Source organism: Pseudomonas sp. BP01 (genome assembly GCF_022760795.1).
Taxonomy (GTDB): Bacteria; Pseudomonadota; Gammaproteobacteria; order Pseudomonadales; family Pseudomonadaceae; genus Aquipseudomonas; species Aquipseudomonas putida_Q.
Genome location: NZ_JAFBKA010000009.1, coordinates 146,393 through 168,735, shown reverse-complemented (window position 1 = coordinate 168,735; position 22,343 = coordinate 146,393). Strand labels below are relative to the sequence as shown.

At 60.5% G+C, this 22,343-nt stretch carries 19 protein-coding genes; 11 read left to right on the top strand and 8 right to left on the bottom strand.

The window, feature by feature from the left end; translation table 11 throughout:
- Positions 1-139: 139 nt before the first annotated feature.
- Both JOY50_RS10740 and JOY50_RS10735 read right to left on the bottom strand, forming a co-directional pair.
- Positions 140-634: a DUF934 domain-containing protein gene (locus tag JOY50_RS10740; RefSeq protein ID WP_016485947.1), complete on the bottom strand. Its 495-nt coding sequence runs from the start codon at positions 632-634 to the stop codon at positions 140-142.
- Positions 618-2,270, bottom strand: a complete 1,653-nt coding sequence (locus JOY50_RS10735; protein WP_019471086.1) for a nitrite/sulfite reductase — start codon at positions 2,268-2,270, stop codon at positions 618-620. Before JOY50_RS10735 ends, JOY50_RS10740 begins: the two co-directional genes overlap by 17 nt.
- A gap of 213 nt (positions 2,271-2,483) precedes the next feature.
- Here JOY50_RS10735 and JOY50_RS10730 point away from each other — a divergent pair, with 213 nt between their 5' ends.
- The gene (locus JOY50_RS10730; protein WP_019471087.1) at positions 2,484-3,560 is read left to right on the top strand and encodes an ABC transporter substrate-binding protein; all 1,077 of its coding nucleotides are present in this window, start codon (positions 2,484-2,486) and stop codon (positions 3,558-3,560) included.
- A 278-nt stretch (positions 3,561-3,838) separates the two neighbouring features.
- Here the strand turns inward: JOY50_RS10730 and JOY50_RS10725 are convergent, their stop codons facing one another.
- Both JOY50_RS10725 and metH read right to left on the bottom strand, forming a co-directional pair.
- On the bottom strand, positions 3,839-4,054 hold the full coding sequence (locus JOY50_RS10725) for a DUF2970 domain-containing protein (protein WP_016500492.1): 216 nt from the start codon (positions 4,052-4,054) through the stop codon (positions 3,839-3,841).
- 76 nt (positions 4,055-4,130) lie between these two features.
- Positions 4,131-7,838, bottom strand: coding sequence for a methionine synthase (gene metH / locus JOY50_RS10720; RefSeq protein ID WP_243055169.1), 3,708 nt, complete (start codon positions 7,836-7,838; stop codon positions 4,131-4,133).
- Between the two features lie 175 nt (positions 7,839-8,013).
- On the opposite strand from metH, the gene JOY50_RS10715 reads away from it, so the two are divergent.
- The 5 genes from JOY50_RS10715 (at position 8,014) to JOY50_RS10695 (ending at position 13,475) form a co-directional block, all read left to right on the top strand.
- On the top strand, positions 8,014-10,314 hold the full coding sequence (locus JOY50_RS10715; RefSeq protein ID WP_132839612.1) for a fatty acid cis/trans isomerase: 2,301 nt from the start codon (positions 8,014-8,016) through the stop codon (positions 10,312-10,314).
- 172 nt (positions 10,315-10,486) lie between these two features.
- A complete protein-coding gene (locus tag JOY50_RS10710; RefSeq protein ID WP_132839613.1) occupies positions 10,487-11,521 on the top strand; it encodes an acyltransferase in 1,035 nt (344 codons plus the stop codon).
- 58 nt (positions 11,522-11,579) lie between these two features.
- Entirely contained in the window at positions 11,580-12,164 is a 585-nt protein-coding gene (nfuA, locus tag JOY50_RS10705) for a Fe-S biogenesis protein NfuA (RefSeq protein ID WP_012271640.1), read from the top strand.
- A 219-nt stretch (positions 12,165-12,383) separates the two neighbouring features.
- A complete protein-coding gene (locus JOY50_RS10700) occupies positions 12,384-12,992 on the top strand; it encodes an SCO family protein (RefSeq protein ID WP_132839614.1) in 609 nt (202 codons plus the stop codon).
- Entirely contained in the window at positions 12,993-13,475 is a 483-nt protein-coding gene (locus JOY50_RS10695; protein ID WP_019471092.1) for a copper chaperone PCu(A)C, read from the top strand.
- A 50-nt stretch (positions 13,476-13,525) separates the two neighbouring features.
- Here JOY50_RS10695 and JOY50_RS10690 read toward each other — a convergent pair whose 3' ends face one another.
- Positions 13,526-13,753, bottom strand: coding sequence for a hypothetical protein (locus JOY50_RS10690; protein WP_016500485.1), 228 nt, complete (start codon positions 13,751-13,753; stop codon positions 13,526-13,528).
- Positions 13,754-14,427: 674 nt separating this feature from the next.
- Here JOY50_RS10690 and speD point away from each other — a divergent pair.
- Genes speD through dinB form a run of 5 tightly spaced genes read left to right on the top strand, consistent with a single transcriptional unit; the run spans position 14,428 to position 20,417 of the window.
- Positions 14,428-14,685 carry an S-adenosylmethionine decarboxylase gene (gene speD, locus JOY50_RS29100; RefSeq protein WP_310737997.1) on the top strand — a complete coding sequence of 86 codons (258 nt, stop codon included), beginning with the start codon at positions 14,428-14,430 and terminating at the stop codon, positions 14,683-14,685.
- Complete coding sequence (locus tag JOY50_RS10680) at positions 14,669-16,075, top strand: coproporphyrinogen-III oxidase family protein (protein ID WP_138736869.1); 1,407 nt, start codon at positions 14,669-14,671, stop codon at positions 16,073-16,075. Before speD ends, JOY50_RS10680 begins: the two co-directional genes overlap by 17 nt.
- Before the next feature lie 14 nt (positions 16,076-16,089).
- Complete coding sequence (locus tag JOY50_RS10675) at positions 16,090-17,307, top strand: MFS transporter (RefSeq protein ID WP_138736868.1); 1,218 nt, start codon at positions 16,090-16,092, stop codon at positions 17,305-17,307.
- A complete protein-coding gene (locus JOY50_RS10670) occupies positions 17,285-19,336 on the top strand; it encodes an ornithine decarboxylase (protein ID WP_243055168.1) in 2,052 nt (683 codons plus the stop codon). The genes JOY50_RS10675 and JOY50_RS10670 overlap by 23 nt, the downstream gene beginning before the upstream one ends.
- On the top strand, positions 19,329-20,417 hold the full coding sequence (gene dinB / locus JOY50_RS10665) for a DNA polymerase IV (RefSeq protein ID WP_238342316.1): 1,089 nt from the start codon (positions 19,329-19,331) through the stop codon (positions 20,415-20,417). The genes JOY50_RS10670 and dinB overlap by 8 nt, the downstream gene beginning before the upstream one ends.
- Here the strand turns inward: dinB and JOY50_RS10660 are convergent.
- From JOY50_RS10660 to JOY50_RS10650, 3 genes are read right to left on the bottom strand one after another with little or no spacing between them, the layout of a single operon-like run.
- Entirely contained in the window at positions 20,365-21,267 is a 903-nt protein-coding gene (locus JOY50_RS10660) for an AraC family transcriptional regulator (protein WP_138736866.1), read from the bottom strand. The two genes, dinB and JOY50_RS10660, sit on opposite strands and share 53 nt — an antisense overlap.
- A complete protein-coding gene (locus JOY50_RS10655; RefSeq protein WP_132839618.1) occupies positions 21,264-21,578 on the bottom strand; it encodes an AzlD domain-containing protein in 315 nt (104 codons plus the stop codon). The genes JOY50_RS10660 and JOY50_RS10655 overlap by 4 nt, the downstream gene beginning before the upstream one ends.
- Positions 21,575-22,267: an AzlC family ABC transporter permease gene (locus JOY50_RS10650; RefSeq protein WP_138736865.1), complete on the bottom strand. Its 693-nt coding sequence runs from the start codon at positions 22,265-22,267 to the stop codon at positions 21,575-21,577. The genes JOY50_RS10655 and JOY50_RS10650 overlap by 4 nt, the downstream gene beginning before the upstream one ends.
- Between the last annotated feature and the right edge of the window lie 76 nt (positions 22,268-22,343).

Here is a 22,343-nt window from a genome sequence, read left to right as displayed (position 1 = left end):
GATTCCGGGCACATCTGTTCAGAGTGTGAAGGAGCGCAACGGCAGGTTTAACTGGATAGAAGTCGTAAGGCCCTTCAACGCCAGGGGCCAGGAACGAAAAAGCCCGCCGAGAGGCGGGCTGTTCGCTGGAGCGGGACGGTCAGCGGCGGCGGAACAGCGGCAGCGGCTCGTCGGTGGCGGCCTGGTAGGTCACCGAGAAGTCCTTGAGGCTTTGCAGCGCGTCTTCCGGGTCCTTGTCGGCACGGATGGCGAACGCATCGAAACCGCAACGGGCCATGAAGAACAGCTGATCGCGCAGTACGTCGCCGATGGCGCGCAGCTCGCCTTTGAACTTGTAGCGGTCGCGCAGCAGGCGCGCATTGGAGTAGCTGCGCCCGTCGGTGAAGGCCGGGAAGTTCAGTGCGATGACCTGGAAGTACTGCACGTCTTCGCCGATTTCTTCCGCTTCTTCGTCGCTGTCCAGCCACACGCCCAGGCCGCCGTCGCGGGCCTTGAGCACGTGGGCATGGTCACGCCACAGCTGCAGCGGCACGATGTAGTCGTCGCAGTTGGTCAGCTCGTCGAACGAGGTTTCCTTGGGCAGCAGGTGCCAGGTTTCGTCGACGATCTGGTTGTTCTTAATGATTCGCTGCATAGACGCGTTCCTTGAAGGGGTCGATGCCGATACGCTGGTAGGTGTCGATGAAACGCTCTTCCTCGGTACGTTGCTCGACGTACACGGCGATCAGCTTCTCGATCACATCGGCCATGGCATCCTGGGCGAAGGATGGGCCGAGGATCTTGCCCAGGCTCGCGCCGCGCGCGGCATTGCCGCCCAGCGACACCTGGTAGAACTCCTCACCCTTCTTGTCCACGCCGAGGATGCCGATGTGGCCCACGTGGTGGTGGCCGCAGGCGTTCATGCAGCCAGAGATGTTCAGGTCGATTTCACCGATGTCGAACAGGTAGTCCAGGTCGTCGAAACGGCGCTGGATGGACTCGGCGATCGGGATCGACTTGGCGTTTGCCAGCGAGCAGTAGTCACCGCCCGGGCAGCAGATGATGTCGGTCAGCAGGCCGATGTTCGGGGTGGCGAAGCCGCCTTCGCGCAGTTCCAGCCACAGCGCGTGCAGCTGGCGCTGCTCGACATCGGCGAGGATGATGTTCTGCTCGTGCGAGGTGCGCAGGAAGCCGAAGCTGTAGCGCTCGGCCAGGTCGGCCACGGCGTCCAGCTGCTTGTCGGTCAGGTCGCCCGGGGCAACGCCGGTAGGCTTCAGCGACAGGGTTACAGCGACGTAGCCAGGGCGCTTGTGGGCACGGGTGTTACGCGAGCGCCAACGGGCAAAGCCTGGGTTTTCGGCGTCCTGGGCGGCGTAGTCGACGTTGTCGAGGGCCAGGTACTCCGGGTCGACGAAGTGGCGCGAAACGCGCTGCACTTCGTCTTCGGTCAGGGTGGTGCTGCCGCCGCGCAGGTGGACCATTTCGGCCTCGACCTTCTCGGCGAATACTTCAGGCGTCAGCGCCTTGACCAGGATCTTGATCCGCGCCTTGTACTTGTTGTCACGGCGACCGTAACGGTTGTACACGCGCAGGATGGCGTCCAGGTAGCTGATCAGGTCTTGCCACGGGAGGAACTCGTTGATGAACGAGCCGACCACTGGGGTACGACCCAGGCCACCGCCGACCAGTACCCGGAAGCCCAGTTCGCCAGCAGCGTTGCGCACCGGCTCCAGGCCGATGTCGTGCACTTCGATGGCGGCGCGGTCTTCCTGCGAACCGTTGATGGCAATCTTGAACTTGCGCGGCAGGTAGGCGAATTCCGGGTGGAAGGTGGTCCACTGACGGACGATTTCGCACCATGGGCGCGGATCGATGATTTCGTCTGCGGCCACACCGGCAAACTGGTCGGTGGTGGTGTTGCGCAGGCAGTTGCCGCTGGTCTGGATCGCGTGCATCTGCACGGTGGCCAGCTCGGCGAGGATGTCTGGGATGTCTTCCAGCGCCGGCCAGTTGTACTGCACGTTCTGGCGGGTGGAAATGTGCGCGTAGCCCTTGTCGTAGTCGCGAGCGATCTTCGCCAGGGTGCGGACCTGGCGGGCGCTCAGCTGGCCGTACGGCACGGCGACACGCAGCATTGGCGCGAAACGTTGGATGTATAGGCCGTTCTGCAGGCGCAGAGGGCGGAATTCTTCTTCGCTCAGCTCACCGGCCAGGTAGCGGCGGGTCTGATCACGGAACTGCTTGACGCGGTCCTCGATGATCCGCTGATCGTACTCGTCGTATACGTACATAAAAGTCCTGTCTCAGGCATGCAGCTATTCGCGCGCACGGCCGCGCACTCCGGTACGGAGCCGTGGAACGATATCAGGTTGCGGTTATGCGCTAAAGTGATGTTTTTGCATATGAAAAGAACCAAATGGACTATGTGAGACTGAGTGCCATTTGTGCGCCGTGTGCAGCCAGGCGGTTATAATCCGGCGTTTGCTTCGCAGAGATGTGACCCCATGCTCAAGGCCCTGTGCCAAAGCTTGTGTCTTGCCCTGCCACTGGCGGCAAATGCGCAGCCGGCCTCGGTGGTGTTCCTCAATCCGGGGTTGTCCACCGAGACATTCTGGACCAGCTACACCCGCTTCATGCAGGCCGCTGCGGACGAACTGGGCATGTCCCTGCGCGTGGAGTACAGCGAGCGCCGTCCCGACCTGGCGCTGAGCAAGGCCAGGGCAATCTTGAACGGGGCGCAGCGGCCGGATTACCTGGTGCTGGTCAACGAGCAGTACGTGGCACCGGAAATCCTGCGGCTGTCGCGTGGCACCGGGGTCAAGCTGCTGCTGGTCAATAATGGCCTGACCGCCAGCCAGGCCCGCAGCATACAGGCCCAGCCCGACAAGTATGTCGAGCCACTGGGTACCCTGATGAGCAACGACGAGCAGGCGGGCTTCCAGATGTTGCACCTGATGGTTGCGCAACTGCCTCGAGACGCAGGGCCGGTGGACCTGGTGGCCTTTGCCGGGCTCAAGACCACACCGGCCTCGCAGTTGCGCGAGGAGGGCATGCGCCGCGCCCTGGCCGACTTCCCTCAGGTCCGCTTGCGCCAGGTGGTATACGGCGGCTGGAGCCGCGAGCGCGCCTACGAGCAGGCGCAGCAATTGCTGGAGCGATACCCGGCCACCCGCCTGGTGTGGTCTGCCAATGACGAGATGGCCTTTGGCGCCATGCAGGCGTTCGAGGAGGCCGGGCATACACCGGGGCGTGACGTGCTGTTCGGCGCCGTCAACAGTTCGCCCGAGGCCTTGCGTGCGCGCATCGACGGGCGCTTGAGCGCGCTGATGGGCGGGCATTTCACCCTTGGCGGTTGGGCCATGGTGATGTTGCACGACGATGCCCAGGGTGTGGCGCTGAACCGCGACGGCCAGCGCGTGCACAGTGCCCCGGTACTGCAGGCAATCGACCAGGCCAAGGCCAGGCGGTGGCTGAAACTGCTGGAACGGCCCGACTATGGCGTAGATTTTTTGCATTACAGCGCCGAAGGGCGGCCGGCCAGCTACCAGTACCCGTTTCTGACGTCACCGGTCGACTATTGAAAGACCCTGCTTGAGGGAAGGGCATTGCTCGTCTTAACTGCTGGTTGTGAAGTGCATTCCCATAACCACTACAAGAGGCAATGCAATGGGAAACTCAACCAAGGTCCGCAAAGCTGACAGCAGCGTCGATGCCTGGGCGATCCTCTGCCTGATCGTCCTGGTGGTGGTCACTGCCGTGTATTGGGTCAGCCACCAGTAGGCTTTTCTTTTAGACCGTGATGTAGCAACAGCGCCTGCGGGGGGATGTCCTGCGGGCGTTTTTGTGTTGCCTGTACCGGCTAGCGGGTAAGGTGCAGGGCCAGCTGCACCAACCCGATCAGCACCATGATGAATATCAGGGTGAAGAGCGTCCCCAGTGCAATGAAATGGCTGGCTTTGCCGTGGGTGAAGTCGCGAGCGCGGTTCTTGCCGCTTTGCACGCCAAAGGCGGCGGCGAGGATGCTGTGCAGCATCTGCCAGAAGGTTGGGGGTTTGCCCTGGCTGGAATCGTCCATGGTGGCTCCTGAAGAATCAGAGGCAATCAAGGACAGTGTAGGTGCCTATTGGGGCTGCTGTGCAGCCCCAATAGTCTTAGTTGTCGTACCCGAGGTTCGGCGCCAGCCAGCGCTCGCTCACGCTCACATCCTGCCCTTTGCGCGCGCTGTAACGCTCGATCTGGTCCTTGTCGACCTTGCCCACGGCAAAGTACTGCGCCTGCGGGTGGGCAAAGTACCAGCCGCTGACCGCCGCCGCCGGGAACATCGCAAAGTGCTCGGTAAGGAACACGCCGCTTGGCCCGGTTTCGCCGATGGCGGTGCCGTCGAGCAGGCGGAACAGGGTTTCCTTCTCGGTGTGGTCGGGGCAGGCCGGGTAGCCTGGGGCCGGGCGAATGCCGCTGTACTGCTCCTTGATCAGCGCTTCGTTGTCCAGGTGCTCGTCGCGGGCATAGCCCCAGTGCTCTTTACGCACCTGCTCGTGCAGCCACTCGGCGCAGGCTTCGGCCAGGCGGTCGGCCAGGGCCTTGACCATGATCGAGCTGTAGTCGTCGCCTTTGTCCTGGTAAGCCTTGGCCACTTCCTCGGCACCAATGCCGGCAGTGGTGATGAACCCGCCCACATAATCGGTGACGCCGCTGGCTTTTGGCGCGACAAAATCAGCCAGCGACCAGTTGGGCTTGCCGTCCGGCTTGATGGTCTGCTGGCGCAGGTGGTGCAGGGTGGCCAGCGCCTGGCCGTCCTCGCCGTATACCTCGATGTCGTCGTCGGCCACCTGGTTGGCCGGCCAGAAGCCGAACACCGCACGGGCGCTGATCAGCTTCTCGTCGATCAGCTTGTCGAGCATCTCGCGGGCGTCCTTGTACAGCGAGGTGGCAGCTTCGCCAACCACTTCGTCGGTGAGGATGCGCGGGAACTTGCCAGCCAGGTCCCAGGAGATGAAGAACGGGGTCCAGTCGATGTATTCGGCCAGTGTGCGCAGGTCGATGTCTTCCAGCACCTTGACCCCGGTGAAGGAGGGCACTGCTGGCTGGTAGCCGGCCCAGTCGTACTGCGGCTTGGCGGCGATGGCCTGGACATAGCTCAGGCGCTCTGTGCGGGCGCTGCGGTTGGCGGTGCGCTCGCGCACATCCACGTATTCCAGGCGGGTCTTCTCGACGAAGCCCGGCTTGAGCTCCTTGGACAGCAACTGGGTGGCCACGCCGACCGCACGCGAGGCGTCGGTGACGTAGATGACGGCGTCGTTGCTGTACTTTGGCTCGATCTTGACTGCAGTGTGCGCCTTGGACGTGGTGGCGCCGCCGATCATCAGTGGCAGTTCGAAGCCCTGGCGCTGCATTTCGCGGGCAACGTGGACCATCTCGTCCAGCGACGGGGTGATCAGGCCGGACAAGCCGATGATGTCGCACTTCTCGTCGCGGGCGGTTTGCAGGATTTTCTCGGCCGGCACCATCACGCCGAGGTCGACGATGTCATAGCCGTTGCAGCCCAGTACCACGCCGACGATGTTCTTGCCGATGTCGTGCACGTCACCTTTGACCGTGGCCATCAGGATCTTGCCCTTGGCTTCTGGCTTGTCGCCTTTTTCGGCCTCGATGAACGGGATCAGGTGCGCCACCGCCTGCTTCATCACACGTGCCGACTTGACCACCTGGGGCAGGAACATCTTGCCTGCACCGAACAGGTCGCCCACCACGTTCATGCCGCTCATCAGCGGGCCTTCGATGACCTCGATGGGGCGTGCGCATTGCTGGCGGCACTCCTCGGTGTCCTCGACGATGTGCGCGGTGATGCCTTTGACCAGTGCGTGTTCCAGGCGCTTGCCGACCGGCAGCGAACGCCAGGCTTCGTTTTCGACTTCCTTGGTGGCGCCGCCGCCTTTGTAGTCGTCGGCAATGGCCAGCAGGGCATCGGTCCCTTCCGGGGTGCGGTTGAGCACCACGTCCTCGACCCTTTCACGCAGCTCGGCCGGGATCTCGTCGTAGATCTCCAGCTGGCCGGCGTTGACGATACCCATGGTCAGGCCGTTGCGGATGGCGTGGAACAGGAACACCGAGTGGATCGCCTCGCGCACCGGGTTGTTGCCACGGAACGAGAACGACACGTTGGACACCCCGCCCGAGCTCAGGGCATGGGGCAGGTGGTCACGGATATAGGCACAGGCCTCGATGAAGTCGACGGCGTAGTTGTTGTGCTCTTCGATGCCGGTGGCGACGGCGAAGATGTTCGGGTCGAAGATGATGTCTTCCGGCGGGAAGCCCACTTCGTTGACCAGAATGTCGTAGCTGCGCTTGCAGATTTCCTTCTTGCGTGCGGCGGTGTCGGCCTGGCCTACCTCGTCGAAGGCCATCACCACCACGGCGGCGCCGTAGCGCTTGCAGAGGCGGGCGTGGTGCTTGAACTGCTCGACGCCTTCCTTCATGGAAATGGAGTTGACGATGCCTTTGCCTTGAATGCACTTCAGGCCGGCTTCGATCACTTCCCATTTGGAGGAGTCGATCATGATCGGCACGCGGGAAATGTCCGGCTCGCCAGCGATCATGTTGAGGAAACGGACCATGGCAGCCTGGGAGTCGAGCATCCCTTCGTCCATGTTGATGTCGATCACCTGGGCGCCGGCCTCGACCTGCTGCAGGGCGACTTCCAGGGCTTCGGTGTAGTTCTCTTCACGGATCAGCCGGGCGAACTTGGCGGAACCGGTGATATTGGTGCGCTCGCCGACGTTGACGAACAGCGACTGGCGATCGATGGTGAACGGTTCCAGGCCCGACAGGCGGCAGGCCTTGGCAATCTCCGGGATCTCGCGTGGCTTGTATTTGGCCACCGCTTCGGCAATGGCCTGGATGTGGCCTGGGGTAGTACCGCAGCAACCGCCGATGATATTGAGGAAGCCGCTGGCAGCGAATTCCTCGACCACCGCAGCCATTTCGGCCGGGGTTTCGTCGTACTCGCCAAAGGCGTTCGGCAGGCCGGCGTTGGGGTGGGCGGAAACATGGGTGTCGGCTTTGGTCGACAGCTCTTCCAGGTACGGGCGCAGGTCCTTGGCGCCAAGGGCGCAGTTCAGGCCCACGGAAATCGGCTTGGCGTGGCGCACCGAGTTCCAGAACGCTTCGGTGGTCTGGCCCGACAGGGTGCGGCCGGAGGCGTCGGTGATGGTGCCGGAGATCATGATCGGCAGTTCGACAGCGTCCTCTTCGAACACCTGCTGCACGGCAAAAATGGCCGCCTTGGCGTTGAGGGTGTCGAAGATGGTTTCGATCAGTATCAGGTCGGCGCCGCCCTCGATCAGGCCACGGGTGGCCTCGACGTAGTTTTCTACCAGCTCATCGAACGTGACGTTGCGGTAGCCGGGGTCGTTGACGTCCGGTGAAATCGAGCAGGTGCGGCTGGTAGGGCCGAGCACGCCTGCGGCAAAGCGCGGCTTGTCGGGCGTTTCCAGGGTCTTGGCATCGGCCACCTGGCGGGCAATGCGCGCGCCTTCCACGTTCAGCTCATAAACCAGCGATTCCATGCCGTAGTCGGCCTGGGAAATCTGCGTGGCATTGAAGGTGTTGGTTTCAAGGATATCCGCCCCGGCATCGAGGTAGGCTTTTTCGATAGCAGCGATTACGTCCGGGCGGCTGAGCAGCAACAGGTCGTTGTTACCTTTTACATCGCTTGGCCAATCGGCGAAGCGCGTGCCACGATAGTCGTGTTCCTCGAGACGGTAGCTTTGGATCATAGTACCCATGCCGCCGTCGAGGATCAGGATGCGCTCTTTGAGGGCGTTCTGGAGTGCTTGGAGACGAGCGCTGCGGTCGGACATAGGAACTACCTGGTCGGGCAAATATCAGAAGGTGCGAAATCATATCAAAGTTGCGCGGTTTTTAGGCGCATTGCCCATTTGCATGAAAACTGTTCATGTTGCTGGCACGGTAAACAGCACCCAGGACGACCAGGCAACAATCGTGATGGCTTTCTAGAACCAGGACTTTTCGCACATGGTGCATCGTATCCTTGCCGGCGCCTTCGCTCTGCTCATCAGCAGCGCGGCGTTCGGGCAAGCCCCCCAGTCGAGCCCGGCAATATCCTACACCCGGGACATCCAGCCGATCTTCACCGAGAAATGCGTGGCCTGCCACGCCTGCAACGACGCTGCCTGCCAGCTGAAGCTGGAAAGCCCGGAAGGCGCGGTACGCGGGGCCAGCAAAGTGCCGGTCTACGAGGGCGACCGCAGCAAGGCGGTGCCCACCACGCGGCTGTTTTACGACGCCCACAGCGAAGAACAATGGCGCAAGAAAGGCTTCTACTCGGTGCTCGACAACCAGGGCAGCCAGGCAGCGCTGATGGCGCGCATGCTGGAGCTGGGGCACAAGACCCCGCTCACGCCAAATGCCAAGCTGCCCGAGGAAATCGTCCTGGGCCTGAGCCGCAACAATATGTGCCCGTTGCCCCATGAGTTCGACGCCTATGCCGGTGCGCACCCCAAGGAGGGCATGCCGCTGGCGGTGACCGGGCTAACCGACAAGGAATACGACACCATGCGCCGCTGGCTGGCGGCCGGGGCGCCGGTGGAGTACCAGCCGATCAAGCCCAGTGATACCGAAGCCAGGCAGATCGCCGACTGGGAAGAGCTGCTCAACCGCCCGGGTTCCACCGAGGCGCTGGTCGGCCGCTGGCTTTACGAGCATCTGTTCCTGGCGCACATCTACTTCGTCGGCGGCGAGCAGGGCCACTTCTTCCAGTGGGTGCGGTCACGCACGCCCAGCGGCCAGCCGGCCGACATCATTGCCACGCGTCGCCCCAACGACCCACCTGGCACCGACTTCTATTACCGCCTGATCCCGGTGCAGGGCGTGATCGTGCACAAGACGCACATCACCTACCCGATGGGGCCGCAGAAGCTCAAGCGGGTGAAGCAGCTGTTCTACGCCGGCGACTGGCATGCCGCCGCGCTGCCAGGCTACGGCCCGCGTCACCGGGCCAACCCGTTCGAAACCTTCGAAGCCATCCCGGCAGTGGCGCGCTACCAGTTCATGCTGGATAACGCCGAGTACTTCGTGCGCACGTTCATCCGCGGCCCGGTGTGCCGCGGGCAGATCGCTACTGATGTGATCCGCGACAACTTCTGGGCATTGTTCCAGGAGCCGGCCTTCGACCGCTACATCACCGACGCCGAGTACCGTGGCGAGGCCACGCCGCTGCTGGCCATGCCCGGGCAGATCGATGACGTGGGCAGTGTGCTGAGCCTGTGGCACGCTTACCGCGACAAGCGCAACGCATATGAAAAGCTGCGCCGCGACGCCTATGCCGACATGCCGGCACCGGGCTGGTCGACCTTGTGGGCCGGTAACGACAACGCGCTGCTGAGCATCTTCCGCCACTTCGACAGCGCTTCGGTCAGCAAGGGCCTGATCGGTGATGTGCCGCAGACCGTGTGGCTGTTCGACTACCCGCTGCTGGAACGCACCTATTACCAGCTGGCGGTAAACTTCGACGTGTTCGGCAACGTTTCGCACCAGTTGCAGACGCGCCTGTACTTCGACCTGATCCGCAATGGCGCCGAGGTCAACTTCCTGCGCTTGATGCCGGCCGACCATCGCCAGGCGATTCTCAGCGATTGGTACCAGAACAGCGGCAAGGTGAAGATGTGGATGGATTATGAAGACATCGACACCGACACCCCGAGTGGCATCAAGCTCGACCCACTCGACCCCAAGCGCGACTTTGGCCTGAAGCTGGTGCAGCGCACCGGCAGCCTGAATGCTGCGCCCGACCCGATCAACCGCTGCCAGGGCGCGTTCTGCTCACGGCCGCAGATGAGCGAAGAGTTCCGCAATGCCGAGCAGTCGCTCAGCCGCCTGGTGTCGCGCCCGGCTGCCGGGCTGAAGGTGATCAACCAGTTGCCCGAGGCGACCATGCTGCGCATCGAAGGGCAGGGCGGCCAGCGCCAGGTGTACAGCCTGCTGCGCAACCGCGCCCACAGCAACGTGGCGTTCCTGCTGGGCGAGGCGTACCGCTACCAGCCGGGGTTGGATACCCTGACCCTGTACCCCGGCGTGCTCAGCAGCTACCCCAACTTCATCTTCAATGTGCCGACCGGGGATGTGGCGGAGTTTGTCGAGGACATGGAGTATGCGAAGGACGATGCAGCCAGGTTCGAGCGCATTGTCATGCGTTGGGGCGTGCGCCGCAGTCACCCTGAATTCTGGCGCTACTTCCATGACCTGAACAGCTTCATCAAGGAGACCACGCCGGTGGAGGCGGGCGTGCTGGACATGAACCGCTATGAGAACCTCTGATCGGGTAGGCTGACCTTTCCGAGTACCCTGCGGTCGGAAATGGTGGGTGGTCCGGGGGCTGCTATGCAGCCCGATTGCCGGTGAGTGCGGTCCCTGTGGGAGCTGGCTTGCCGGCGATGGAGCGCAAAGCGCTCCCAAAGGCCTCAATGCACCGGCAAGCGCAGGGTATTTCATGCTGTATTCGCTTCAGGCACTGCGGGCGTTCGCCGCCTGGGTGGTGGTGTGCCACCATTTCATGCAGATCTTCTTCGACTTCCACGCCACCGGGCCTGTCGGCCAACTGCTTACTGACCGTGGCGCCGTGGGGGTCGACATCTTCTTCGTCATCAGCGGGTTGGTCATCTACCTGTCGACCCGCGACAAAACCATCGAACCGCGTCAGTTCCTGCTCAACCGGGTGCTGCGTATCGTCCCTGCCTACTGGTTTTACACCGCGTTGATGGCCGCTTTGCTGCTGGCCTTCAGCCAATGGATGCCACATCAGGAATTCGCCTGGCATCACCTGCTCCTGTCGATGCTGTTCATCCCGGCGGAAAACCCCGGTGGCTATGGCCTGTACCCAACCCTGAACGTGGGCTGGACGCTGAACTTCGAGATGTTCTTCTACCTGCTGTTCGGCCTGGCCTTCCTGGTACGCCAGCGGCATCACTTGCTGTTGGTGACTGTTGCACTGTTATTGGTCAGCGAGGTATTGGGGCGCATGGGCGTGCTCAGCCGCTTCTATAACAACGACATCATCTACGAATTCCTGCTCGGCATCGGTGTGGGCGTACTGTACCGTCGTGGGATGATCCGGCAGGGCAGGTGGTTGCCGCTGGCATTGCTGGGCGTGGCCGGCCTGGCGATCTACCATCTGGACGCTTCCCAGCGCTTGCTGCATTGGGGGCTGCCGAGTGCGATGATCGTGCTGGCCTTCGTGGCCCTGGAACCACTGTTCCAGGGCAATCGGCTGCTCAAGGCACTTGGCGATTGCTCGTACTCGGTGTATCTGATTCATGTGCTGGTGCTGTATGCCGGCTGGTTCGCCAGCCAGCGCCTGCACCTGAACCCGTATCTGGTATTTGCCCTGTGCGTGCCGTCCATTGGACTAATGTCGTGGTTCAGCTATCGGTGGCTGGAGCGCGGCCTGTACCGGCGAATGCAGGCTTGGCTGGCGGCGCCACGTGGGCGTTCCCCTGAATATGCGCTTTCCCGAGTCAATTACTAGGACTTTGTTCAAAGGCCGGGTTGGCGTACACTTGGCCGCAAGTCTGTGAGGAACCTACATGAGCGCTATAACCATTACCGACGCCGCCCATGACTACCTGGCCGATCTGCTTTCCAAGCAGAATACGCCCGGCATCGGCATTCGCATTTTCATCACCCAGCCGGGCACCCAGTACGCAGAGACGTGCATTGCCTATTGCAAGCCGGGCGAGGAGAAGCCTGACGACACCGCCGTGGGTCTGAAGAGCTTCACCGCTTACCTGGACGCAGTCAGCGTGCCGTTCCTGGAAGACGCGCTGGTCGATTACGCCACCGACCGCATGGGTGGCCAGCTGACCATCAAGGCGCCAAACGCCAAGGTGCCGATGGTCAACGAAGACAGCCCGATCAACGAGCGCATCAACTACTACCTGCAGACCGAGATCAACCCCGGGCTGGCCAGCCACGGTGGCCAGGTCAGCCTGGTGGATGTGGTCGACGACGGCATTGCCGTGCTGCAGTTCGGTGGTGGCTGCCAGGGTTGTGGCCAGGCCGACGTCACCCTGAAGGAAGGCATCGAGCGCACCTTGCTCGAGCGTATTCCGGAGCTCAAGGGCGTGCGTGACGTGACTGACCACACCCAGAAAGAGAACGCCTACTACTAAGGCTGACGCGCCTGCATGGCTTGTGTGAGGGCGGCTCCCTTAGCAACAAACTGTTACGGTTTCAACCCCTGCGACAACAGGCCGCAGCCCGTATTCAAAGGGCTGCAGGCCATACCCGCGTTCGTCGGGTAGAACCGCTTTGGGTGTCATGCAAGAATGCCCCGGTTTTTCAGCCGGCCCGTCCCGAGGGCCGGCACCTTCCCTGTAAAGGATGGTTTCATGAATGATCTATTTACCCGGCGCGCGGTTGTCGCCGGGATGGGCGTTCTCGGGCTTGGCCTGCTGGCAGGCTGCAGCCCGGCCCGGGGGCTCGAGTTCAAGTACGGCAAGAACATGAGCAACGAAATCCTCGGGCGCAAGTTCAGCCTCAAAGACCCGCAAGGTAACGTGCGCACCCTGTCGAGCTTCTACGGCAGCATGCCGATGGTCTTCTTCGGCTTTACCCAGTGCCCGGCCGTATGCCCGACCACCCTGGCGCGTGCAGCGCAAATCCGCAAGCTGCTCAGAGGCCGCGACCGCGACCTGTTCCAGGTAGTGTTCATCACCCTGGACCCGGAGCGCGACACCCCCGAGGTGCTCGATGCCTACGTCAAGGCCTTCGACCCTACGTTCACCGCACTCACCGGCACCCCTGAAGAAATCGCCGCAGTGGCCAAGGAATTCAAGGTGTTCTACGAGAAGGTCCCGGCCGGTGACACCTATACCATTTCTCACTCGTCCACCAGCTACGTCTACGATACGCGTGGCACCCTGCGCCTGAGCCTGGGCCATTCCCTGAATGCCAAGGAATGCGCTGAAGACCTGGTCACCCTGATGGAGATTTGCTGAATGTCGATGCAACCGATCAAACGCGGCCTGGCTGCCCTGGCACTGATGGGCCTGGCCCTGCCGGCCCTGGCCCAGACAACGGTGAGCGATGCCTGGGTCCGTGCCAGCGTGCCGCACCAGCAGTCCACCGGTGCTTTCATGACCCTGACCGCCAGCAGCGACAGCAAGCTGGTGAGCGTGGCTTCGCCCGTGGCCAAGACCGTGCAGGTGCACGAAATGACCATGAACGGCGAGGTGATGGGCATGCGTGAGGTCAAGGCCGTCGAGCTGCCGGCCGGCAAGGCCGTGACCCTGGACCCCAATGGCCTGCATGTGATGCTGATGGGCCTGAACAATCAGGTGAAGGAAGGCGAGAAAGTGCCACTGACCCTGACCATCGAGGATGCCAAGGGGGCCAAGGAAACCCTCGACGTGCAGGCCGAAGTGCGTCCGCTCAACGCCGAGGCCGGCGGTGGGCATGACCACATGCACATGAAGCACTGACAGACCAAAGGGCCGCGCTTAGCGGCCCTTTTCTTTTTCAGCGGCGTCTTTCAGCTACGAAAGCGCGGCAGCGGCCTGTCGAGCGTCAGCGAGGTCAGGGTCTTTCGAACCTGGGCCTCATCGGCCTCCAATGCCTTCAGGCTGGCGCGGATCTTGCCGGCGGCGGGCACATCGCCCTGCCGGTCGATCCAGTCGGCAATCTCCTTGCAGGCACTGTTCAGGCAGGCCTGGCGCTGGTTCATCAGCGACAGGAGGGTGGTGAGCTCTCTTTCGGACATGGCAGGATCCTCCATTCAGCCTTGACAGTGTAGCAGAGGGTTGGCGCGGCTCTACTCCCTTGGCTAGAACGGCTGAGCCCATGGCAAGGGCTTTCCCTGATAGCGCCGTAACAACTCGTTACTTATACACGGCATGTTTATTGTTGCTGCTGGCGCGTTGCGTACGGCATGAGGCGCGGCACTTGAAAGTAATGGGTGAAAGCGCTCTGTCGCGCTGCCTGGCAGCAGTAGCAATGTCTATATCCAAAAAATCTGGCCTGTAGGACTATTCCTAGGTTCTGTTCTGAGCATGTGGTGCGAGTTGCTGTTGTTACAGTTTTCATGTTGTGCGCAATCCTGGGTGAGTCTTAGATTGATATTGCCCGAGCCAAGCAAGGGCGATTTCAATAATCTGAAAGGAGTTCTCATATGAAATCTGCAATCGAACTGTTCAAGACCGATGTAACTGGCGTAACCACCAAAGGTGTTTGCATGTGGTAAGCACGGGGGCGGTGTCATGCCGCCCCTTTATTCCCCTTGAGAGGAGCATGGTTTATGAACGATCGTGGCTACCACACCATCTGGGATATTACTGGCGCCAGTGCTAGGTTGTTGAGCAATGAAAAAGTTCTGCACCGTTTTTTTTTTTTTTTCTTACTGCATTGCAGACGTCCGGGTTCACCGTCATAAGCGATATGATTCACAAGTTTTCTTCGGGTGGGGAGGGGGTGACGGGGATTTTTCTTCTGTCTGAGTCTCACCTCTCGTACCATACTTATCCGGAGCGTGGATATATTAGTATTGATGTCTATACCTGTGGGAAAAATAATCACTCGATAAACGACGGTATCTCTGCGTTTTTTGGCGCGGACGTTCAAGTCAACAGAAGGACACTGTTACGCGGGAGTATGGTGACTGGCCTGTCGGGGGTGACGTATGCGACTGCTCGATAAAGGGCTAGTAAAATTTGACTACCAGTTTCCACTTTATAATTTTTTCTTCCCCGCTCAGACGCACAATCTCTACGAGCCTGATAAACGTCAGGTTTCCGAAATAATGGCCGGCGCCAATCAGGCGGCACGCTCGCGTGCGTTGTATTTTCATATTCCCTTTTGCGAAGCCATCTGCTCGTTCTGCCCGTTCACACGCGGGTTGTACAAGAATTCCGAGGCTATTGACCGATACACACATGCACTCATCCGTGAAATAGAGTACAAAGCGCAGATTGTCGACTTGAGGGCGGTTCCTGTAAGGGCAATATTTTTTGGCGGAGGAACACCCTCACTATTGTCGCCGCGGAATATTCATGACATTGGTGAGGCGTTGCATCATCATTTTGATATGAGCACTGTAGAGGAGTTTTCATTCGAGTTCAACGTGACCAGTGTGACCGAAGAGCGCGCTCGTGTTCTGGCTGAAATTGGTGTAACCCATGCGCGTTTTGGTCTGCAAACGACAGATAGCGAATGGCGTCAGCTTTTCAATCTCGACCCTGATATTGGCAAGATCGAACGTGCCGTTGAACAGTTACGTACCCATTTCGGATATGTGCTATGTGACATCCTGTATGGCATGAATGGCAGCAGCGAGCAGCAAACGCTCGCCGATATAGACAAAGCTGTTGCGATGGGTGTCAGCAATGTCGATATCTATCCCATAAACAATGCCGCTACATCCGTAAAACTTCACAAGCAGATCAGGGCTCGCTTTAATGATGTGATGCCCGCCATGCGTAAGCTCAACATGAAATTCATGCTCGATGAGCATCTGCGACAGTATGGCTATGTCCCCTACAATGGACATGGTTATGTGCATAGATCCGGAACTGATAGTGCGCTCTTCACCAAAGATTACTCCTTTATCTACCACGAACATGTTTATGGCTATGCCGATCATGACCTGTTGGGCTTCGGGGTAGGTGCCATCTCGTCGGTGGCGGGGCAGGTGATTACCAACGTTTCCTTGCGCGAAAAATACATCCAAAGCATGACGGCAGGAGAGCATCTGTGCCAGGTGAGCGGGCATGACCCGGTGCTGGATGTGGTCAAGCCACTTGTGCTTCGTCTGGCGTATCACGGTTACGTCGACAAGCGTTTGGTTGAGCTGGACCGTGTGCCTGAGGCGTTGATGCAGCGGCTTGATGCACTGATCCAGGCAGGACTGGTTCTGGAAGACCACCACTATTACCGGCTGACGCGGCTTGGCTGGCTTTGGTACAGCAACATCATGTTCTACCTGATGCCGGCAAGTGAGCAAGACATTCTCAGGAAGCTGGTTTTCGAGCGGCTTGATGTACCTGGGCGTGACATTACCGAACATGAGTTGATCTATGCCGCTGGCTGAGGAAAACACGGACTATGCAGGCGTTGAGTCTTAACCACGGTACCCGTTCTCTGGCATTGGGCTATTGTTTTTCCAAATGTGGTGAGTTCGCATTCGAAGCTGCATTTGCCGTGGCCATCGTGTCGATGACCGAGGCGGATCTGCTTTTGATTGGCATCGCGTACTTCTTCCGCTATCTACCGAGTCTGCTGTTTTCACCTTTGGGGGGGTGGCTGGCGGATAACGTCGACAAGAAACGAACGTTATTCGCAGTAGAGGGAACCAAGGGCCTTTTGGCACTTGCTTTCTTTACCTTGTTCAGTTTGACGTCGCCGGTATTGCCCGTCCTTGTCTGCCTTGCGATGGTCATGACAGCGCTCGAATGCCTTTATGTACCTACGTTTCGCGCGTACTTTCCCGACCTTGTGGAAAAGGACCAGCTGGCCTCGGTCAATAGCGGTATACAGGTGATCGAGGATGCTGCCTCGATTATCGGGCCGCTGGTTTTCTCGGCATGTGTGTTACTGCTTTCTCGCGAAGCAACCTTTTTGTTTTTTGCGGCGAGCCTGGTGCTGTCGGCGTTTTCCATCGCCACCTTGGCGCCTGCCAGAAAGGGCGTCCGGCAGGCTTTCGATGGGTGGGCCATAGTCCGGGACTCGGCGCGCAGTGTGAGTCAGCTCAGGGTTAGCAATGCGCCTTTGTTTGCTGTTATTGGCTGCACCACGCTCTGCGCGATGTTCGCCACGTCGGTGATTCGCTTCATCCTTCCGGCGTCGGTGCTGGAACACTTCGCCTCTGAAGCGGCGGTCGGTTATGTATTCTCACTGCTTGCGGCAGGCACCGTACTGGGCGGCGTGCTCTACACACGCTGCAACCCGCGCACCACCCCACGGTTGGTGCTGCGTTACTGGGTGCTTTACGGCGCACTCTTTTTTGCCGCGGCAGTGGCACTGCAATTCAACAGCTGGCTGTTCCTGCTGATTTTGTTCCTGGTCGGCTTCATTGGTGCATTTGTCGATATCGCTATCGTGACGAACATCCAGTGCTTGTCGAGCGAGCATGAGGTTGGCAGAAATTTCTCCCTCTACTACTTCACTGCCGTCATTGGTGATGCCGTTTCAGGTCTGGTTGCCAGCTTGGTCTTTGTGCTTGCGGGGCCCGCCACCTTCATCTGGATGACGCTCATGCTGTTCATCGCGCCGGTACGCTGGAACCTGAAAGGAAGTGCTCATGACACCGACAATCGTATATAGCGTGCTGTTTGATGTAGACGCATGGGAGGGCGTGCAGACTGTACCTTTGCATATGGCGGGGAATCTTGCGCTAGCTTCGGCTTTACTCTTGACGCCGGATGATGCGCGGCAAGCCAATGTGCGCGAGGCGTTGGCGCGTTGGCGCATACCGCTGTTCATTGCCTTGACCCCTGTGGATGACCCGGTACCAGCGGCCAATGAAGGGTGCCTGGTTTTGCCATTGTCGGAGTTCGACAGGGCAAGGCTGACGGCGGCCGCGCTCGCCTTTGATAATCAAGTGCTGCCACCTTTCACGCGTACGGTTGCATCGTTTGTGGGCAAACGACGGCCAACTTTTGCCTGTCCTGGCCATCAAGGGGGAGCGTGTTTGCGGCAGCATCCCGCCGGGGCTCGTTTCGCGCAGTTGCTGGGGCCGGGCGTTTTCCATGTGGATGTGCCTCATGCAGCGCCGGAGCTGGGTGATGTGTTAAGTCATGAAGGCCCGGTACAGCAGGCCGAGCAACTGGCTGCAAGGGTTTTCGGTGCCGACGATACGTGGTTTGTGCTCAATGGCACGTCCACAGCCAACAAAGTTGTTGCCAGCGCGCTGTTGTCGGCCGGTGATCTGGTGTTGATGGATCGCAATAACCACAAGTCGGTGTTTCTTGGTGCATTGGTCCAGTGCGGCGCCTTGCCGGTGTACCTGGACAACGTACGAGATGAGCGGGGGTTGCTAGGCGGCTATCGGCTGGGTGCCCTGGATGAAGCCCGGTTGCGCGGCCGGGTGAGGCAAATATGCGAGCACCGAGCGCACGAGCCCAGGCCCTTTCGTTTGGCCGTGATCCAGCAGACGACCTGCGATGGAGTCGTGGTGGATGCGGCGGCATTATTGGCACGCATCGGACATCTGTGTGATTACGTACTCTTCGACGGTGCCTGGGCTGGCTATGAGCCTTTTGTCCCTACGCTGGCTGGGCTATCGCCGCTGAAGGTGCATTTGACCGAAACCTCCCCCGGCCTTGTCGTGACCCAGTCGGTGCACAAACAGATGTCCGGGCTCTCACAGACCTCGCAGATTCACAAGAAGGACAAGCATATAAGGCACTTGCGCCGTTATTGCAGGTGGCCAGTGTTCAACGCCGCATTCATGCAGCACGCTTCGACCAGTCCGTCTTATCCGTTGTTCATGTCTCTGGAAGTGAATGCTGCCATGCTTGCCGATGGTGAAGGCGAGCGCCACTGGCAGCAGGCGTTGTCGGCTTCACAGGCATTGCGCGATCACGTTGCAGGCCGCTGCCGCTTCATCCGGCCTCTAGCCCCGACTGTTTCGGATGCTTCAACCGAATACCTGCCACAGGGTGCATTGCGTATCGAGCCCGGCTTGCACCATGTCGACCCGTGCAAAGTCATCTTCATCACTCGTGGGAAGCTCGATATTCCGGCATGCCTGGTCACCCAGTACCTGCGAGACTGCGACTTTACTCCGGAGAAAACGGACTTCTACTCCTTCACCCTTCTAATGACGCCTTCTAGCGACAGTACCGTCCTGATGAGGCTGGTAGATGTCCTTGAAGCTTTTGAAGGGCATTTGCTCCAGGGTACAGAGGCGCTTCAAGTGCTCCCTTCATTGCGTGCTGCTCCTGAGCCTTATCACGGGATATCGCTCGCGACGCTCGGTGAACACATCAACAAGTTCTACCGTGCACATCAGCTGGATCAGCGGCAAAGCGAGATTTTCAGTGTCATCGACGTTGCACAGGCAGATCGCTCACCCTATCAGGCCAATCAGCAGTTTGTGCGTGGTGAGGCCAGCTTGGTCAGGATCGGACAGGTGGCAGGCAGAGTAGCAGCCGAGGGTGTTATCCCCTACCCACCGGGGATCATGTGCATCGCACCGGGTGAGCGCTGGACGAGTGCTCTGGTTGCCTACCTGCTGGCGATCGAGACGTTGTCGGCGCAGTACCCCGAGTTCGCCCCGCACATTCAAGGGGTTCATGCCATTCGTAATGCGGATGGCTCAGCGTCGCTGGGGGTATTCGTGCTTGGCTGAAAAGGCACAACCACCATCGGGCTCTGACAGCAAGTTCATTCATGTCGACATGGATTCTTACTTCGTCGCCGTCGAGTTGCTGGATGCACCGTGGCTGCGCGACCGCCCTGTTGCCGTGGGAGGCCGGGCGATCGACCGCGGTGTGATCAGCACATCCAACTACATCGCCAGGCAGTTTGGTGTCAGAAGCGGGATGGCAACCGCCACTGCGCAGCGGTTATGCCCCGAGTTGGTGCTGTTACCTGTGCGATTCGAGCGCTATGAAGCGGTGACCCGCAGTTTGGACAGCATCTTTCGCCGCTACGATCCGAATGTTGAATTTCTCTCGCTGGACGAGGCCACGCTGGATGTTACAGGGCAGGTACATTGCAACGGTTCGGCGACGCTCATGGCATTGCAGATCCGTAAAGCAATTGAACAGGAGCTGAAGTTGACGGCTTCCGCAGGCATCGCACCTTTAAAGTATCTGGCGAAAATGGCTTCGGAAGTGAACAAACCCAATGGCCAGTTTGTTGTTAAGCCGGATCAGGTGCAGTCTTTTCTCGCGAACATGGACGTTCGCAAGATTCCCGGGGTAGGGCCCAAGACCTGGGCTGTTCTGCAGGCCATGGGCTGCATCAAATGTGCTGATGTCACTGATCAGATGATACCGGCACTCCTGCGCCAGCTTGGGACGCACGGTTTCTATGTATGGGAGCGATGTCGGGGGCAGGAGAGCTACGAAGGGAAGCCTGGGGGTTTCCAGTCGCTGGGTGTTGAGCATACGTTGCCCAGTGACTGTAATAACTTCGCCTGCTGTGCCAGAGAGCTGGATGAACTGCTGCCTGCATTGGCAGCACGCCTGGACGCGCTTGGCAGCGAGCCCCGCATTGTCAGGAACCAGGTCAAACTCAAGTTTTCGGATTTTTCCATCGCCAGCACCGAGGCGCCTGCCCTGGCATTGGAGCCGCAGGTGATGCAGGGCCTGTGCCGTGCGCTTTGGGACACCAAACGGCAAGGGCGGTCAGTGCGACTGGTCGGTATTGCCGTCAGGGTTCGAAGGGATCATTTGGACCCTTTTCAACTTGAGTTGGCGCTGTGAGCACTTGGCCGTGCACGACCGAATGAACACACGCCTGCCGATACGCCCCCGGCGTAACCCCGTAGGCTTGCTTGAACTGCCGACTCAAATGGCTCTGGTCGGCAAAACCAAGGTCGAACGCCACCTCCGAGGCGGCCAGGCCGCTCTTCAGCATTTCCCGGGCACGGGCCAGGCGCCGCTGCTTCAGCCAGGCGTGCGGGGGCTGGCCGGTGGCTTGGCGGAATACCCGGGCGAAGTGGAACGGCGACAGGTTCACTGCCGCCGCCAGCGCTTCGAGCGAGGGTGGGTCGGCCAGTTGGCTTTCCAGCAGTTCGCGGGCGCGGGCCACGGCCAGGGGCTCGTGGCCGGGGGCCGAGGGTTCGGCGCATTGCCCGTGGCGTTGCACCAGGGCCAGCACTGCCTGGCGCCAGGCGGTCTGTTGCTGCAAGGCGCTGGCGCCGTTTTCGGACAACTGATGCAGCTGGCTGAAGGCGATGGCCAGGGCCGGGTCGTGGATCACGCTGTCCTTGAAGCTGGGCATGCCATGGCGGCCCAGCTCAAGTTCTTCGAGCACGCCGGTGACGCGCTCGTGCTCGGGGTAAAAGCCGCGGTAGCGCCACCCCGCTTCGTGGGCTGTGGCGCCCGTGTGCAACTCGTCAGGGTTGATCAGTACCATGCTGCCGACCGGTGCCAGGTGCTCGCTGCCGCGGTGCCAGAAGCGCTGGGCGCCGGATTCGATCACCGTGAACACATAGCCTTCATGCACATGCGGGGCGAAGCGCTGCTGAAAGTAGCGCGCGTGCAGCATCTCGACGTCGCCCAGGGCTGGCGCCTGCCAGAGGTGTGTCTGCTCGCGCAGGGGCGTGGTCATGCCAGCCAGTTGCGCAGAAGGAAGAAGATCAACATGCTCACCAGCATGCTCAGCAACACGCTGCGGGTCAACAGCACCAGGGCGATGGCCACCAGTGAACCGAGCAGATAGGGGTTGAGCAGGCTCAGGTTGAGCTGATGTTCGGGCATGAAGATGATCGGGCCGCAGATGGCGGTGAGCATACCGGGCACGGCAAAGCCGAGGAACTGCCGGGCATTGGAGCTCAGGCGCAAGGGCAGGCGTGGCTCAAGGAACGCGTAGCGGTTGAGGAACACAATGGCGCCCATGGCGAAAATCAGGATCCAGGTCATGCGCGGGCTCCGGCAAATTTCTGGCAGATGAACCCGGCGCTCATGCCCAGCAGGCCTGCGGCCACCAAGGCGGCCTCCCAATGCCAGTAGCTGAACAGCACCGAGCAGAACAGCGACACGGCTACGCACACCACGGTAGCCAGGTTGCGCACCAGCGGCGCGATCAGGGCGACGAAGGTGGCGACGATGGAAAAGTCCAGGCCGAGTTGATCGAGGTGGGGAATGTTCTGGCCCAGCAGGATGCCGGCCAGGGTGAACAGGTTCCAGGCGACGTAGAACGTCAGGCCTACCCCCAGGGCATACCAGCGGTTGAACTGCTGCTGGTCGTACTGGCTGGTCAGGGCGAAGAACTCGTCGGTCAGCAGGAAGCCCAGGCCCAACCGCCAGCGCAATGGCTGGCCGGACAGCACCGGGCGCATCGACAGGCCATACAGCAGGTGCTGCGAGGTCAGCAGCAGGGTGGTGAGCAGGATCGACGCCAGGTTGGCGCCGCCCTTGAGCATGCCAATGGCAACCAGTTGCGCGGCACCGGCGAAGACGATGGCCGATAACCCTTGCCCCTGCCAGGCACTGAGGTTGGCCTCGATGGCCATGGAGCCGGCCAGCAGGCCCCAGGGGGCGACGGCCAGAGACAACGGCATGATGGCGATGGCGCCGTGGAGGAAGGCTTGGCGAGCGATGTGGGGCATGATGGCTGCGATGCGTCTACGAGGCAGATCAGCATGCCAGACAGGGCAGGGGATGGCTTGAACGATCTTGCTGCTC

What these genes read in the sequence shown, in the direction of transcription:
- JOY50_RS10730 (WP_019471087.1), top strand. Translation starts at nt 2,484, where the DNA reads ATGCTCAAGGCCCTGTGCCAAAGCTTGTGTCTTGCCCTGCCACTGGCG.
- JOY50_RS10700 (WP_132839614.1), top strand. Translation starts at nt 12,384, where the DNA reads ATGAATGATCTATTTACCCGGCGCGCGGTTGTCGCCGGGATGGGCGTT.
- JOY50_RS10670 (WP_243055168.1), top strand. Translation starts at nt 17,285, where the DNA reads ATGACACCGACAATCGTATATAGCGTGCTGTTTGATGTAGACGCATGG.
- JOY50_RS10650 (WP_138736865.1), bottom strand. Translation starts at nt 22,267, where the DNA reads ATGCCCCACATCGCTCGCCAAGCCTTCCTCCACGGCGCCATCGCCATC.
- JOY50_RS10715 (WP_132839612.1), top strand. Translation starts at nt 8,014, where the DNA reads ATGGTGCATCGTATCCTTGCCGGCGCCTTCGCTCTGCTCATCAGCAGC.
- JOY50_RS10675 (WP_138736868.1), top strand. Translation starts at nt 16,090, where the DNA reads ATGCAGGCGTTGAGTCTTAACCACGGTACCCGTTCTCTGGCATTGGGC.
- JOY50_RS10735 (WP_019471086.1), bottom strand. Translation starts at nt 2,270, where the DNA reads ATGTACGTATACGACGAGTACGATCAGCGGATCATCGAGGACCGCGTC.
- JOY50_RS10710 (WP_132839613.1), top strand. Translation starts at nt 10,487, where the DNA reads ATGCTGTATTCGCTTCAGGCACTGCGGGCGTTCGCCGCCTGGGTGGTG.
- JOY50_RS10690 (WP_016500485.1), bottom strand. Translation starts at nt 13,753, where the DNA reads ATGTCCGAAAGAGAGCTCACCACCCTCCTGTCGCTGATGAACCAGCGC.
- JOY50_RS10655 (WP_132839618.1), bottom strand. Translation starts at nt 21,578, where the DNA reads ATGACCTGGATCCTGATTTTCGCCATGGGCGCCATTGTGTTCCTCAAC.
- JOY50_RS10680 (WP_138736869.1), top strand. Translation starts at nt 14,669, where the DNA reads ATGCGACTGCTCGATAAAGGGCTAGTAAAATTTGACTACCAGTTTCCA.
- speD (WP_310737997.1), top strand. Translation starts at nt 14,428, where the DNA reads ATGATTCACAAGTTTTCTTCGGGTGGGGAGGGGGTGACGGGGATTTTT.
- JOY50_RS10725 (WP_016500492.1), bottom strand. Translation starts at nt 4,054, where the DNA reads ATGGACGATTCCAGCCAGGGCAAACCCCCAACCTTCTGGCAGATGCTG.
- JOY50_RS10695 (WP_019471092.1), top strand. Translation starts at nt 12,993, where the DNA reads ATGTCGATGCAACCGATCAAACGCGGCCTGGCTGCCCTGGCACTGATG.
- JOY50_RS10660 (WP_138736866.1), bottom strand. Translation starts at nt 21,267, where the DNA reads ATGACCACGCCCCTGCGCGAGCAGACACACCTCTGGCAGGCGCCAGCC.
- metH (WP_243055169.1), bottom strand. Translation starts at nt 7,838, where the DNA reads ATGTCCGACCGCAGCGCTCGTCTCCAAGCACTCCAGAACGCCCTCAAA.
- nfuA (WP_012271640.1), top strand. Translation starts at nt 11,580, where the DNA reads ATGAGCGCTATAACCATTACCGACGCCGCCCATGACTACCTGGCCGAT.
- JOY50_RS10740 (WP_016485947.1), bottom strand. Translation starts at nt 634, where the DNA reads ATGCAGCGAATCATTAAGAACAACCAGATCGTCGACGAAACCTGGCAC.